Annotated in this window: 15 protein-coding genes; 14 read left to right on the plus strand and 1 reads right to left on the minus strand. The window is 34.0% G+C overall.

The features are described from left to right. The first annotated feature begins 28 nt into the window (after positions 1–28). The 14 genes from JRC48_RS01940 (at position 29) to JRC48_RS02005 (ending at position 13,902) form a co-directional block, all read left to right on the plus strand. The gene (locus JRC48_RS01940; protein ID WP_235070195.1) at positions 29–1,825 is read left to right on the plus strand and encodes an ABC transporter ATP-binding protein/permease; all 1,797 of its coding nucleotides are present in this window, start codon (positions 29–31) and stop codon (positions 1,823–1,825) included. Further along, positions 1,825–3,498, plus strand: a complete 1,674-nt coding sequence (cydC, locus tag JRC48_RS01945; RefSeq protein ID WP_235070196.1) for a thiol reductant ABC exporter subunit CydC — start codon at positions 1,825–1,827, stop codon at positions 3,496–3,498. The genes JRC48_RS01940 and cydC overlap by 1 nt, the downstream gene beginning before the upstream one ends. 76 nt (positions 3,499–3,574) lie before the next feature. Further along, on the plus strand, positions 3,575–3,880 hold the full coding sequence (locus JRC48_RS01950; protein WP_235070976.1) for a nitrous oxide-stimulated promoter family protein: 306 nt from the start codon (positions 3,575–3,577) through the stop codon (positions 3,878–3,880). A gap of 18 nt (positions 3,881–3,898) precedes the next feature. Beyond that, on the plus strand, positions 3,899–4,306 hold the full coding sequence (locus tag JRC48_RS01955; protein WP_235070197.1) for a YbaN family protein: 408 nt from the start codon (positions 3,899–3,901) through the stop codon (positions 4,304–4,306). 12 nt (positions 4,307–4,318) lie between these two features. Beyond that, entirely contained in the window at positions 4,319–4,627 is a 309-nt protein-coding gene (locus tag JRC48_RS01960) for a hypothetical protein (protein ID WP_235070198.1), read from the plus strand. 292 nt (positions 4,628–4,919) lie between these two features. After that, complete coding sequence (locus JRC48_RS01965; protein WP_235070199.1) at positions 4,920–5,612, plus strand: Crp/Fnr family transcriptional regulator; 693 nt, start codon at positions 4,920–4,922, stop codon at positions 5,610–5,612. Positions 5,613–5,761: 149 nt separating this feature from the next. Then, entirely contained in the window at positions 5,762–6,769 is a 1,008-nt protein-coding gene (gene asrA / locus JRC48_RS01970) for an anaerobic sulfite reductase subunit AsrA (RefSeq protein ID WP_235070200.1), read from the plus strand. Continuing rightward, positions 6,769–7,563 carry an anaerobic sulfite reductase subunit AsrB gene (gene asrB, locus JRC48_RS01975; protein ID WP_235070201.1) on the plus strand — a complete coding sequence of 265 codons (795 nt, stop codon included), beginning with the start codon at positions 6,769–6,771 and terminating at the stop codon, positions 7,561–7,563. Before asrA ends, asrB begins: the two co-directional genes overlap by 1 nt. A 13-nt stretch (positions 7,564–7,576) precedes the next feature. Continuing rightward, a complete protein-coding gene (gene asrC / locus JRC48_RS01980; RefSeq protein ID WP_235070202.1) occupies positions 7,577–8,548 on the plus strand; it encodes a sulfite reductase subunit C in 972 nt (323 codons plus the stop codon). Positions 8,549–8,795: 247 nt separating this feature from the next. Then, entirely contained in the window at positions 8,796–10,883 is a 2,088-nt protein-coding gene (locus JRC48_RS01985) for a molybdopterin oxidoreductase family protein (RefSeq protein WP_235070203.1), read from the plus strand. A gap of 1 nt (position 10,884) precedes the next feature. Beyond that, entirely contained in the window at positions 10,885–11,295 is a 411-nt protein-coding gene (locus JRC48_RS01990) for a 4Fe-4S dicluster domain-containing protein (protein WP_235070204.1), read from the plus strand. Position 11,296: 1 nt separating this feature from the next. Beyond that, positions 11,297–12,529, plus strand: a complete 1,233-nt coding sequence (locus JRC48_RS01995; RefSeq protein WP_235070205.1) for an NAD(P)/FAD-dependent oxidoreductase — start codon at positions 11,297–11,299, stop codon at positions 12,527–12,529. A 24-nt stretch (positions 12,530–12,553) separates the two neighbouring features. After that, positions 12,554–13,504, plus strand: coding sequence for a TDT family transporter (locus JRC48_RS02000; protein WP_235070206.1), 951 nt, complete (start codon positions 12,554–12,556; stop codon positions 13,502–13,504). 188 nt (positions 13,505–13,692) lie between these two features. Further along, on the plus strand, positions 13,693–13,902 hold the full coding sequence (locus JRC48_RS02005; protein WP_235070207.1) for a hypothetical protein: 210 nt from the start codon (positions 13,693–13,695) through the stop codon (positions 13,900–13,902). Between the two features lie 17 nt (positions 13,903–13,919). Here JRC48_RS02005 and JRC48_RS02010 read toward each other — a convergent pair whose 3' ends face one another. Continuing rightward, positions 13,920–14,963: a low specificity L-threonine aldolase gene (locus JRC48_RS02010; RefSeq protein ID WP_235070208.1), complete on the minus strand. Its 1,044-nt coding sequence runs from the start codon at positions 14,961–14,963 to the stop codon at positions 13,920–13,922. Positions 14,964–15,282: the final 319 nt, after the last annotated feature.

The following is a 15,282-nucleotide window of genomic DNA, read 5'->3' on the forward strand; positions in this document are numbered from 1 at the left end:
ACTGAAAAGAAATGGAGTTGACGTCAATATGATGATTAATAAAAGACTCATCAACCTTTGTGATGAATCTAAAAAGTATATGGGTTTAACAATCTTATGTAGCTGGATCGGGATCGTTTGTAACATTATCATTATTTTATTGATCGGGCAGTTAATCAATCAAATGGTAGCAGGGCAGATTTTAAATTTAACAACAGGATCGTTATGGCAGGCCATGTCAACCTATCAGTTAACTCAGCATCTATCGCTAGCAACAGGTGTCGTGATTGTAGTTTTTACACTTATTTTTAAATTAGTGAGTCACCATTATTATGGGGTCTTTTCGTATAAATCATCGGCAAACGCACGTACAACATTACGCCAATTCGTTTATGAGAAACTATTACGCCTAGGTATGGAGTATCAAAAGACTGAGAAAACATCAGGAGTGGTGCAGTTATCGATTGAAGGAATTGAACAGTTAGAGATTTATTTTGGTAAGTACATTCCTCAGTTTTTCTATTCGCTATTAGCACCTTTAACATTATTCGTTGTGATTTCTTTTATTTCATGGAAAGCCGCCTTAGTTTTTATGTTGTGTGTTCCTTTAATTCCTCTATCAATCATTGCTATCATGAAAATAGCGAAGCGAATTTTAAAAGAATACTGGAATAACTATGCTAATTTAGGAGATACGTTTTTAGAAAATTTACAAGGATTAACAACATTAAAAGTATTCGCTCAAGATGAGCAAAAACATATAGAAATGAACGAAGAGGCAGAAAATTTTCGTCGTATTACAATGAAAGTGTTGAGTATGCAACTAAATTCAATTAATATTATGGACTTAATTGCTTTTGGTGGATCAGCTATTGGAACGATTGTAGCTTTATATGAATTTAAAGCAGGAAATCTTCAAGTGGGAGATTTAATTATTATTATCTTACTATCGTCAGAATTTTTTATTCCTTTGCGCTTATTAGGATCATATTTTCATATTGCGATGAATGGAATGGCTGCTTCTGATCGTATTTTTGCTTTGTTAGATACAGAAGAAAATGTGATTAATCATCTAAAAGTGATTCCATCTAAAGATGAATTAGAGATTAAGATAAAAAATATCGATTTTAGTTACGATGGTAAACGTGAAGTGTTAAAAAATATTTCATTTGACTTAACTCCAGGGGGATTAACTGCAGTTGTTGGAGAGAGTGGAAGTGGAAAAAGTACACTAGCATCGTTATTATTAGCTCAAAAGAAAGTTTGTCAAGGTGAAATTACACTAAATGGTGTTTCTTTAACTGAGGTTGAACCACAAGAGCTTTATCGTCACGTGTCATTAGTTTCTGCACATAGCCATATTTTTAAAGGAACTATTCGTGATAATTTATTAATGGCTAAATCAGATGCAACGGATCAAGAAATAGAAGCTGCTTTAAAAACAGCACGATTATATGATTTCATTATTTCATTACCAAGAGGATTAGATACAGAAGTATCTGAAAATGGAAGTTCGTTTTCAGGTGGACAAAAACAACGTTTAGCTTTAGCTCGTGTCATTTTAGGTAATCGCCAAGCCATTATATTTGATGAGGCGACATCGAACATTGATGTTGAAAGTGAAGAGGCCATTTGGGAAGCAATCTATGATTTATCAAAAACAAAAACTATTATGGTGATTTCACATCGTTTAGCGAGTGTGAAACGTGCCAAAATGATTCATGTGTTTAAACAAGGAGAGTTAGTTGAGTCAGGATCACATGAGACATTAATGGAGTTAAATGGAACTTATGCCCATATGGTAGTAGAACAACAACAATTAGAGCGTATTAGGGAGGTGGAATAATGCAACGTCAATCTGGATTTAGCATCATGAAGCGATTAATTTTGGAATTAAAGCCATTAATTTTAGTTATGTTTATTACAATTACCATGGGAGTTTTGGGATTCTTAGCGGCTATTTCTATCGCAAGCTTTGCAGCTGTTGCTCTTGGGACAATGATTGAAGGGCCGACCCTTGTAACCTTTCAAACAGCAATTATCGTCATGATTGTAAGTGCAGTCAGTCGTGGACTGTTACGCTATGGAGAGCAGTTATCAGGACATTATATTGCATTTAAAATTTTATATCTTTTACGTGATAAGATTTTTACTAAACTTCGTACATTAGCGCCAGCTAAGTTAGAAGGAAAAGATAAAGGAAACTTAATTTCGTTAATTACATCAGATATTGAACTATTAGAAGTCTTTTATGCGCACACGATTGCACCGATTGCTATTGCTTTATTAACTAATAGTATTGTTTCAATTATTTTATATCTAATTCATCCGGCTTATGGAATTGTCTCAGCAGCATATTTTATTTTAGTTGGTGTTGTTGTACCATACCTGTCGTCAATATTGGTAAAAACAGCCGGTGTCAGTTATCGCGAAGCCTTTGCTAATAGCAATCAGTATATTTTAGATTCATTACGTGGGCTAAAAGAAATTTTATTATTTAATCAAGGAGAAGATCGTCTAAGAGCATTAAATGAACAATCCAATCATCTGAATCAAAGTGTTCGTAAAATTAAAGATCATGAGGGATTTGTGACAGGATTAACAGGAGTTATCATTACTTCATCAATGTTAGTTTTTGTTGGAATGGGATTTTATTTTTATACAACAAAACAGTTGAGTTTAACATTGGTTTTAGTTGCCCTAGTTATTATTTCTTCCTCATTTGGACCAGTAGTCGCGTTAAGTAATTTATCAAATACGTTAGCTCACACTTTTGCATGTGCTCAGCGTTTATTTAATCTATTAGATGAAGAACCACAAGTCTTAGAAGTAGCGGGTGAGAGTTTGTTAGAAATGAATGAATTAAAATTCTCAGATGTTACGTTTACTTATCCAAACGGACAAAACCCAATTTTTAACCAAGCTTCTGTAACTCTAAAAAAAGGAGATAAGTTAGCATTAATTGGTCCGAGTGGAATTGGAAAAAGTACATTTATCAAACTTTTAATGCGTTATTTTGATGTTGAAAAAGGACGTATCGAAGTTGATGGAACTAATATTTCAACGATTCCAACGCGTTCTCTTCGTACAACGCAAACATTAGTCAGTCAAGAAACTTATTTATTTAATGACACGATTTACAATAATATCAAAATTGGAAAATCTGATGCCACGTTAGAAGAAGTCATTGAAGCAGCTAAAAAGGCCTCTATTCATGATTTCATTGAAACCTTACCGAATGGCTATGAAACCAAAGTAGGAGAATTAGGTGGAATGGTGTCGTCAGGTGAAAAACAACGTTTAGGATTAGCACGTGCTTTTTTACACAATGGTGATGTTTTAATTTTAGACGAACCAACAAGTAATTTAGATGCATTAAATGAAGGATCAATTTTGAAATCCATTAAAGACTACAATGAGAATAAGACAATCGTTATGATTTCGCATCGTAAGTCCACAACGGCTATCTGTGATCAAATTTATAAATTAGAAAATCAAAAATTGGTATTGAAAAAATAATACGAGAGGATTAGATTCTTCTAATCCTCCTTATTTTAACTTTTTATTGATAATGATTATCGTTGATAGGAGGGATATGGTGGCAAAAGAAAGAATTGAGCGTGAAAAAAAGATTATTAAATTGATGATTGAGTTATATTGTCATAAAAAACATCAACATAAATCGGAAGGGTTATGTGAAGAATGTCAGGAACTATTAAATTATGCACATAAACGTTTAAGCTTGTGTAAATTTGGAAATGAGAAAACAACCTGTCAAAAATGTCCTATCCATTGCTATAAAAAAGATATGAAGCATAAAGTGAAAGAAGTAATGAAATTTTCCGGTCCACGGATTTTAATTTATTCACCTCTTGAGTTTTTCCGTCACATGTTTGATTAAGAAAGGAAGAGTGAGAAAATGAAAAAAATAACAAAGATGTTACTCGTCATATGTGGATTTATTTGCTTAGGATTTGGGATTGTAGGAGTCATTCTACCAATACTCCCCACTACTCCGTTTTTGTTATTAGCTTCATTTTGTTTTGTGAAAGGATCGGAGAGATTTGATTGTTGGTTTAAATCAACGAAGTTATATCAAAAGCATTTAGAAAACTTTGTGCAAAACCGTCAAATGACGTTAAAACAAAAATGGACCATCTTATTAACAGCGGATGCGATGCTTTGCGTTCCATTCTTTCTTGTTAATAGTTTACATATGAGAATTTTTTTAGTACTGCTAGTTATTATAAAATTTTATTATTTTATGTTCAGAATTAAGACCATACCGGTAACAACCGTAATAAAAAAAGAAAAAGGATTACGTTAAGGAGGTGTTATTTTGTTGTCGCACGGATGTTTTTTTGCAGCTTTACTCATTTATTATATTTCGAAAGCATTGGGGAAAAAGACTAAATTAACGGTTAACTTACACATTATTTTAGGGAGTTTAGCAACTGTTGGAATGTTATATGAGACGGTAGTAAAATTCGGAACGGAAAGTTTTCTCAAGTATTTCGGATTTTCGTGTATCATGTTAGCCATTGTAGGAACAGGTTGCCTAACTATAAAAAATAAAAAATTAAATATTAGATGGCATATCATTTCCACTATTTCATTTTTTATTTATTTAATTCTCATTATCTTATAAAGATACGGAACTTGAAAAAGCGATTGTTGATTTCTGACGACAATCGCTTTTTTATATAAAATTTTTAATATGTGAAGAGGAAGTTTTTATACTAGAAAGATAGTTATAAATATTATTATTAATGATTTTGGATAAAATAATATTTACAGCATAGTAAAAATCTGAATTCGTTACAAAGACGTGTTATTAAATCGCTAATTGATAAAAATAAACATTTTAAATTAGGATAGAATTTTGTATCATAGAAAAGAAACAATTGAATGAAGAGTTAATGAATAAGAAGGTGTTAAGTATGGGAGTTGTGAGTCGAGAAGCTATTCAAAAGTTAAGTTTATTTGCGAATGTTAAAGAAGAGACGGTTCAACAGTTAGTTAAGTATGCGAAAGTGAATCAATATAAAAAGGGGAGCTATATTTTTCGCGATAAAGAAATGGTGGATCAAGTCTATATTATTTTATATGGAAAGGTATCGATTTCTAAATTAGGGGAGTCGGGTGAAGGGCGAGTTATTTTTATTTTGGATCAGGGCCATCTTTTAAATGATCATTTAAAAAGTCAATTACCAAGTGCCGTTGATTGCATTTGTTTTGAAAAATGTGAGATTTTAAGTTACTCAAGAGAACGATTTCTATCGATGATGGAACAAGATTTTGAATTAGCTCAAGCCGTTTTAGATCAGTTTTGTTCAAAGTTAAGAAGAACTTATAGACAATTAAAAAATGCTCCAACAAATATTGCGATGGAACGAAAGTTAGCCGCTAAACTCTATCGACTGTATCATGATTATGGAGTTGAAGTGGAGGGCGAATATATTATTGATGTTCCGTTAACCGTGTCCTATCTTTCTCAATTACTCGGGGCTCAGCGTGAGACCGTTTCTCGTGCCTTAAAAAAATTAGTAGAAGCCGATTTAGTGCAATATGAGCGCAAGAAGATTAAGATTAAATCTCCTGAAGCTTTAGGGAATTATCATAAAAACAAATGATAATGCATATCATTTGACAAAATGCGACATTTATTGTGTATTTATGCACGAATTTATTAAATGTGTGATTTTTATCACAGAAATAAAAAATAAAATAGAGTAAAATGACCTCATTATGGTGAAGAACTTAAGAAATGAGGTCTTTTATAATGGGGTTAATTATGTCAAAAGCTAAGTTTAATGAAACATTAAATCAATTAGCCAAAAAGTATGTTATTTACGCACCGAAGAAGTATAAGGGGGAAGGAACCTTTTCTGATACGGATCGTGTCCGTTATGGAACGATTACACAAGTTGAGGAAATTGAATTTCAGGAAAAATCAAGTTTCTCATACAAAGAGGTTTTATTGCCGATTACTCAAACATTGTTTTTCTTTACAGAAACTGAAGTAAAAGAGGCCTCAATGAATGAGCAAGAGCTATTAATCTTTTTAAGAAGCTGTGATTTACATGCAGTTCGTCGATTAGATGAAATTTATTTAAGAAACGGATTTGAAGATATTTATTATAAAAAATTCCGTGAAAAAGCAAAGTTCATCGTGATGGGATGCGAAACAAGCTTTAATAGCTGTTTTTGTGTGGATATGAAAACAAATCAGACCGATGAATATGATGCGTATATTCATTTAGAAGCCGATCAGGTTGCATTTAAGATTAAAGATGAGCAATTATTAAAAGATGCCGACTTAAAAGATATGTCGACTCATGAGGTGACGCCTAAATTTGTCACTGAAAATGCTGTTCATGTCGATATTCCAGAAAAACTGGATTTACGTATTATTTATTCTGACATGTGGGAAGAGTATAGCGAGCGTTGTATTGCTTGTGGTCGTTGTAATTTTGTTTGTCCAACGTGTACTTGTTTCACGATGCAAGATATTTTCTATCAGGATAATCGTAAATGTGGTGAACGCCGACGTGTTTGGGCGTCTTGTCAAGTAGATGGTTATACGGATATGGCAGGAGGTCATAAATTCCGTGAAAATAAAGGACAACGAATGCGCTTTAAAGTCATGCATAAAATTTATGACTTTAAAAAACGTAACGGATATCATATGTGTGTAGGATGTGGACGTTGCGATGATGTTTGTCCAGAATATATTTCGTTTTCAAATTGTATCAATAAATTAGGAAAAGCTATGGATGAGGTGGAGTAATGACAAAGAATGAATACCTTCCATTTTTATCAACAATTAAAGAAATCATTCAACATACCGACATTGAATATACGTTTCGAATGACTTATGAGGGAGACGTAAAGCCAGGACAATTTTTTGAAGTCTCAATTCCTAAATATGGGGAAGCGCCTATTTCGGTTAGTGGAATTGGAGAAGATTATGTGGATTTAACGATCCGTAAGGTTGGAAAAGTAACCGATGAAATTTTCAATCATTACAAAGGTCAATCTTTATTTTTACGTGGACCTTATGGAAATGGATTTGACGTGAGTCTTTATGAAGGAAAAGAACTAATTGTAGTGGCAGGAGGAACAGGATTGTCTCCAGTTCGTGGCGTCGTTGATTACTTTGCTAACGATCCAAGTCGCTCAAACGGATTTACTTTAGTTACTGGATTTAAATCTCCAAACGATGTGTTATTCAAATCAGATTTAGCTAGATGGAGTGAAACATCAACAGTTATTTTAACAGTTGATCAAGCACAAGAGGGTTATGAAGGACACGTTGGTTTAGTCACAAAGTTTATTCCCGATTTACCGATTAAGAACTTAGAAGACGTACAAGTGATTGTCGTTGGCCCTCCAATGATGATGCATTTTACCGTTCAAGAATTTTTAAAACGTGGAATTGCAGAGCAAAATATTTGGATTTCTCAAGAACGTAAAATGTGCTGTGGAATTGGTAAGTGTGGTCATTGCAAGATTGATGATACGTACATTTGCTTAGAAGGACCTGTTTTTAACTATACCAAAGGGAAAGATTTAATCGATTAAGGAGGGTGAAATCATGGATGTGAATACTAAGCTTTTAAAGAAAAATGCGTTTCGTGTGACGAAACATCGTGGAGTGACCGCTTCTCGAATTAGAGTACCTGGTGGAGCCCTTCAAGCAGAACAATTACTTAAAATTTATGAAATTGCAAATACGTATGGAAATGGTGCAGTACATATCACCACTCGACAAGGGTTTGAAATTCCAGGTATTAAATTTGAAGATATTGAAAAAGTAAATGAATTATTACAGCCGATTATTGAAGGACTAGAGATCAATCAAGAAATTCCGGGTAAAGGGTATACGGCTGCGGGAACGCGTAACGTGTCAGCTTGTATTGGAAATAACGTTTGTCCATTTGCTAATTACAATACAACGAACTTTGCTAAGCGTATTGAAAAGGCTGTGTTTCCAAATGATTTACACTTTAAAATTGCTTTAACTGGATGCCCTAATGATTGTATTAAGGCTCGTATGCATGATTTTGGAATTATTGGAATGACAAAACCTCAATATGATAAAGATCGTTGTGTGTCTTGCGGAGCTTGTGTTCGTGCGTGTAAGAAAAAAGCAACAGGAGCATTAAAAGGTGTGAACTATAAAGTAGAGCGCGATCATTCAAAATGTATTGGTTGTGGCGAATGTGTCATTAATTGTCCAACTGCTGCTTGGACGCGCAGCCGAGAAAAATACTATCGTTTAGCAATTATGGGACGTACAGGTAAGAAAAATCCACGATTAGGAGAAGACTTTATTGTTTGGGCTGATGAAGAGAGTATTATTAAAATTATCCAAAATACGTATAAGTATGTCACAGAATATATTGCTAAAGATGCTCCAGGTGGAAAAGAACATATTGGATATATTGTTGATCGAACAGGATTTATGGAGTTTAAAAAATGGGTACTTCAAGATGTTCACTTAAGTGAAGAAGCGATTGTTAAGCATAATATTTATTGGAGCGGAATTCGTTACGTTCAAAACTAACTTCTATTTAACTAAAGAGGTGAATAATCTTAATATGGATACATAGTGCTTAGTTTTTCGTCTTTAAAGCACGTTAAACTCATCACTAAGCACATTAAAAAGAACTTGGTTATTTTGATGAAAGCCTCAATATCGTTTATGATAAAACGCTCAAGAGCTAGGTGTTATCTAAAAAGACGGATCACTAGTCACTTGATGTAAAGTTAAAGTCGTGAAAATTATGCTTTATTTTTGAAAGGAGATACTTATGAAAAAAGTACAATCAACTTGTAATTACTGTGCGTTAGCTTGTAATTTAGATTATATGGTAGAAGATGATAAAATCGTAAAAGTCATTCCAACGAAACATTATCCGGTTAATAAAGGATTTTCATGTATTAAAGGGTTAAATTTAGATAAACAACACTTAATTCATAAACCAAATCCATTACCACGTTTAAAAAAGGCAGACGGTACCTTTGAATACGTGTCTTGGGATGAGGCGTTTACGTATACAGCGAATAAATTAAATGAAATTCGTGATCAATATGGACCTGAAAGTATTGCCGGAATTAGTACGGGACAAATGACGTTAGAAGAGATGTCGTTATATGGACATGTCATGCGTAACTACTTAAAAGCAAATGTGGATGGAAATACACGTTTATGTATGGCAACTAGTGTTGTGGCACATAAACAAAGTTTTGGATTTGACGCGCCACCTTATACGTTAAACGACTTTGAATTATCAGATACAATTATTTTAATCGGGGCTAATCCAGTTGTTGCTCATCCAATTATTTGGGGACGTATTAAAGCAAACCAAATCGAAGGGAAAAAAGTCATTGTGATTGACCCACGTTATACAGAGACAGCTAAACGTGCTGATCATTTCTATCGCTTAAAAGCAAAATCAGACTTAACACTTCTTTATACGTTAGCGAATGTTTTAATTGAAAACAATTGGATTGATGCAAATTACATTGAAAAGCATACAGAAAACTTTGAATCGTTTAAAGAATTCGTCAAAGACTTTACATTAGATGAAGTAGAAGAAAAAACAAACTTAACGGCTGATCAAGTGTTGGAATTAGCAACAATGATTCATGAAGGAAAAGCCGTTTCACTTTGGTGGACAATGGGAATTAACCAAGGTTATGAAGCAGTTCGAAATGCACAAGCTATTATTAACATTGCCTTAATGACAGGAAATATGGGACGCCCAGGAACAGGAGCAAACTCAATTACTGGTCAAAGTAACGCCATGGGATCTCGTTTATTTAGTAACACAACGGGATTATATGGAGGAGGCGATTATGATCATCCAGCTCGTCGTCAAGCAGTGGCAGAGGCATTAGGAATCGATGAGTCATGGTTACCAGTTAAACCAACTTTACCATATAATGCAATTATTGAAAAAATAAATGCTGGAGAAATTAAAGCGTTATGGATTATTTGTACAAATCCACGTCATTCATGGATCAATAATGAAACCTTTAAAGAAGCAATGGAAAAATTAGAGTTATTCATTGTTCAAGATATTTATGATGATACAGATAGCTCTGCTGATTGCGGTGTGTTCTTCCCAGTTGTTCCAGGAACGAAAAAAGAAGGAACATTAATTAATACAGAGCGTCGTTTATCAGCTGTACGTCCTGCTTTACCAATGGAAGAAAATGAAATGTCAGATTTCAATGTTATTTTAAATGTTGGAAAAGCGTTAGGAATGGGTGAGTTATTAGACGGATGGCAAACACCAAAAGAAGTGTTTGAAAAAATGAAAAAATGTACAAAAGGGATGCCTTGTGAGATCACAGGTGTTGATTATGACGCCTTAGTTGATTCAAAAGGAATTCAGTGGCCATTTAAAGAAGGTGATGTTTTAACAGAAGATGAGCGTCGCTTATACGAAGATGGACGTTATTATACATCAAGTGAAAAAGCAAAATTTATCTTTGAAGCAGTGACAGAAAATCCGTTACAGTTAAGTGAGGAATTCCCATATATGTTAAACACTGGACGAGGAACGGTTGGTCAATGGCATACTCAAACTCGTACACGTGAGATTGTTTATGTAAATGATGCTGTTTCACCAGTTGCTTATATTCACATCAACGAAGAGTTAGCAAAAGATCTAGGAATTGCTCATCAAGAAACAGTGGAGATTACCTCAATTAATGGTGTGACTCGTCGTTTTATGGCGATGGTTTCAGATACAGTGGCTTACAATGAATTATTTGCGCCAATTCACTACCTTGAAACCAATGCATTAACACCATCTGTTTATGATGCTTATTCAAAAGAACCTTCATATAAAAGTACACCAGTTCAAATCAACAAAGTGAAAGGGGCTTAATATGAAACGTATTAAGATTGATAGAAGTAAATGTATTAGTTGTTTAACTTGCGTCACAGCTTGTATTGTCTCACATGAAAGCTGTGATTCAAGAAACCGTGTCGTAGTAGATAGTAAAGGAAAAAATTCACCGATCTTTTGTCGTCATTGCGATTTACCAGAATGTGTTTACACTTGTATGACAGGAGCTATGTCTAAAGATAAAGAAACAGGTTATGTCAAATACGATGGAACACGATGTGCAAGTTGTTACATGTGCATCATGGCTTGTCCATACGGTGTATTAAAAGCCGATCGTTTAAAACAAAAATATATTATGAAATGTGACATGTGTACATCACATGATTTAAAAACGCCACAATGTGTAGCTAACTGTCCAATGGAAGCTATTACACTTGAGGAGGTAAAATAAGATGAATTATGTAGTAGTTGGTGCCTCAGCAGCAGGAATTAACGGAGTTAAATATATTCGTGAAATGGATCCTGATGCAAACATTACTTTAATTTCAAAAGATGAATATATTTATTCACGTTGTATTTTACATCACTATTTAGAAGGAATTCGTGACATTAAAGCATTAGAATTCGTTGAAGATGGTTTTATTGAAAAAAATCAAATTAATTGGATCAAAGGCGTTTCAGTTGAAAAAATTGAACCTAAACAAAAAGTCTTAATCTTATCGGATGGACGTGAAGTGTCATACGATAAAGTTTTATTAGCAACAGGAGCGTCAACATTTTTCCCACCGGTTAAAAATTTAAAAGAAGCAAAAGGTGTTTACGGATTAAGAAATTTAGATGATGCTATTGAAATTAAAGAAAAGGCAAAAGATGCAAAAAATATTGTTGTCATGGGGGCTGGACTTGTTGGAATTGATGCCTTAACGGGATTATTACATTACGGTAAAAACTTAACATTAGTTGAGTTTAAAGGGCATATGTTATCAATCCAATTAGACAAGCGTGCAGCTAAAACTTATCAAGATGCGTTTACAAATGAAGGCGTGACGCAATACTACGATACAGCGGTTCAAGAAGTGATTGTTGATGAAGCTGGAGCGGTTCAAGAACTTGTCTTATCAAATGGATTAACAATCGAATGTGATTTCTTAATTGTGGCAACGGGGGTTCGCTCAAATGTTGCGTTCTTAGAAGGTAGCGGAATTGAATGCGATCGTTTTGGTTTATTATTTGATGAATACGGGCGCACAAGTGATGAGTCAGTATTCGGTGCCGGAGATATTTCAGGTCGTAATCCAATCTGGCCAGCAGCGGTTAAAGAAGCCATTATTGCAGCAGCTAATATGTGTGGGAAAAAACGCGAATTAACGGATTTCTTTGCGAGTAAATCAACGATGAATTTCTTACACATTCCAACGATGTCCCTTGGAACACCAGATGCTCCTGATGAAACGTATCAGATTGAAATTCAAGATGATGGATATCAAAATTATAAAAAGATTATTCATAAAGATGGAGTCATCTATGGAGCGATTATTCAAGGAGATTTATCATACAGCGGTGTGTTAACACAGTTAATTAGGGAAAAAATCAATATTTCTCAAGTAGAGAAATCAATTTTTAATATCGATTATTCTGACTTCTTCCATTTAACAGACAACTGCCAATTTACTTATAACGATTAATTGACACGAGGAGAGAAATGACTGATGAAGAAATTGTTACAAAAGATTGAAAACTTGCCTGTTGGTGCGATAGCAACAATGGTTGGGTTATCAACACTATCTAACGTTTATGCAACGCTTGGGTATTCAGGAATTAGACATATCACGATGCTAGTCGGATGTTTAGTATGGACAGCGGCGTTTTTAAAGATTACGGTTCATTTTAAAACATTTAAAACGGAATATCAAAATGTCATTCCAGCTAGTTTATATGCGACTTTTACGATGCTAACGATGATTTTAGGAAGTTACATCTTTACTTATTCACCGCTCATTGGAAAAAGTGTGTGGTTAGTAGGACTTATCTTACATGCTATCCATATTTTAATCTTTACTTATCGTAACGTGATCAAGGGGGTTCAAAAAGAAACATTTGTTCCGACTTGGTTTGTGACGTATAATGGATTATTAGTTTCTGTCGTTGTAGGAACAGCGATGAATATGACGACTTTATTAAAAGTTATCACTGGATATGGAATTGCGATTTTCTTAATTCTCATTCCATTTATGGTAATTCGTATGATACGTCGTCCTTTACCTGACCCATTAGCACAAACAGCCGCGATTTTATTAGCACCAAGTAGTTTATGTTTGGTTTCTTACTTAAATGTCTCTGCTAACCCACAGGCAATGGTTGTTTATGGATTGTATACAATTGTGTTTGCAACATTAGTCTTTATCTTATTTAATATTCCAAAGTTCTTTAAGTTTCAATTTCATCCTGGATTTGCAGCGTTAACGTTCCCATTAGCGATTGGGTTAGTGGCTTCAACTAAGATGTCAGCTTACTTAACGTCGCAAGGAATGAATCACTTAGGAAGTTTAATTCATGAAGTTGTAGGAATTCAACTTTATGTAACAACCATTATTATTGGATTTGTCGCTTATAACTTTGTTCGTTTATTAGTTCGTTCTTATGATCACTCAAAAGAATAGAAGTTAATGATAAAAAGCCAATGAGTCTTTATTCAAAGATTCATTGGCTTTTCGTTTAGCATGAGTTTTTATATCAGAAGCAACCGTTTAATTTTTAGTTGAATATACTATAAAGACTTTGAAAGTCACATCAAAAAAAGCTAGAGAAGAGGTGAATTTACGAGTTTATTTAAATGTCGTAAAAAAACATGATGAATATACAATCTTTTACAGAACAAGACAATAATCAATCACAAGTCACTCAGTTAAATCAACAACTAACTCAGCCCAATCAGCAATCATTAACGGCAATCAATCGTGGAAGCTGGTATACCGGCAGTCCCTTTGCTGGAATGCTCGTCGTTATTTTGTTTATTGTTTGGGTCTTATATAAAATGGGATGTTTAAGACACGATTAAAAAAAGAATGTTCTTCGTTAATGAAGAGCATTCTTTTCTTTAAATTGAATAATGGCACTGAGTAATTCATAAACATCTTGTTTCGTTGTCACGTAAGAGGTAATGAAGCGGACAACAGAATGGGTATCATCGTAGGCTTGCCAAATTAAAAAATTAAATCGTTGATGAAGATAATCAATTAGCGAATTAGGTAAAATCGGAAAAAGTTGATTGGTTTCAGTTTCTACTAAAAAGGAGAAGTTAAGAGTTTTTAACCCTTCTTTCAATAACTGGGCCATTTCATTTGCTTCTTGACCAATGGTAAAGTAAAGATTCTGTCTGAAAAGTTCAATGAATTGAATACCAAGTGAACGCCCTTTAGCTAAAAGTGCGCCTTTTTGTTTCATGCTTAAATAAAATTGATGTTGAAGACTTGGATGGTTAATGACAAGAGCCTCTCCAAAAAGAGCGCCGTTTTTTGTTCCTCCGATATAAAAAGCATCTGTCAATTTTGCATAATCTGAAAGCTTCATCGTGTTTGAAGAAGCGGCAAGCGCTGATCCTAACCTGGCCCCATCTAAATAGAGATACATCTCATGCTGATGGCAGAAATTAAAAAGTGCTTCAAGCTCTTTTTTTGAATAAAGCGTTCCAAGTTCAGTAGGGTTTGAAACATATAACAACTTAGGTTCTACCTTATGAAAGCCGTCGTAATTATTATAAGTTTGTTCAAGCTGCTTTAAGCTTATTTTCCCATCTTGACTGATGATTTCAATGATTTTATGTCCAGTCGCTTCAATTGCTCCTGTTTCAGTCGTTGCAACATGTCCAGTCGAAGCGGATAGCACCGCTTGATAAGGGCGAAGCGCATGAGAAATAAAGGTTAAATTAGTTTGCGTTCCTCCAACTAAAAAGTAAATTTCAGATTCCAACGCATTTAGATGCTTTTGAATCGATTGTTTGGCAAGCTGACAATATTCATCTGTTTGATAACCTTCGGTTTGAATCTGATTAGCTTTCATTAAAGCGGCTAAAATGTCGGGATGAGCTCCATCTGCATAATCAATCTGGAAGTTAATCATGATTTAAGGACATTAGCATGTCTCTTTCCCTCCTTTCTATGAGTGAAACCGTTTAGTATAATTTATTCAATCAGCAGAAGAAAGATGTTAATATTTATAGAAGTAGGGAAGATTTATGTAATCTCATGAAGAGATGATTTTTTTCAAGATCAAAAAGAAATTTCAAAAATCTAGGAACATTCTATGAAATGATAAATCATCACATGTTTCATTGATAACAAGGTCATTTAACCCAAAGTATGCCGGTAAATGAAGCATCTTATTTTTATTGTTAGTTTTTAGTAAACTTATATAATAATAAGTAAGGTCAAACTGAAAA

The organism is Turicibacter sp. TJ11, assembly GCF_021497505.1.
In the GTDB taxonomy this organism is placed as follows: domain Bacteria; phylum Bacillota_I; class Bacilli_A; order MOL361; family Turicibacteraceae; genus Turicibacter.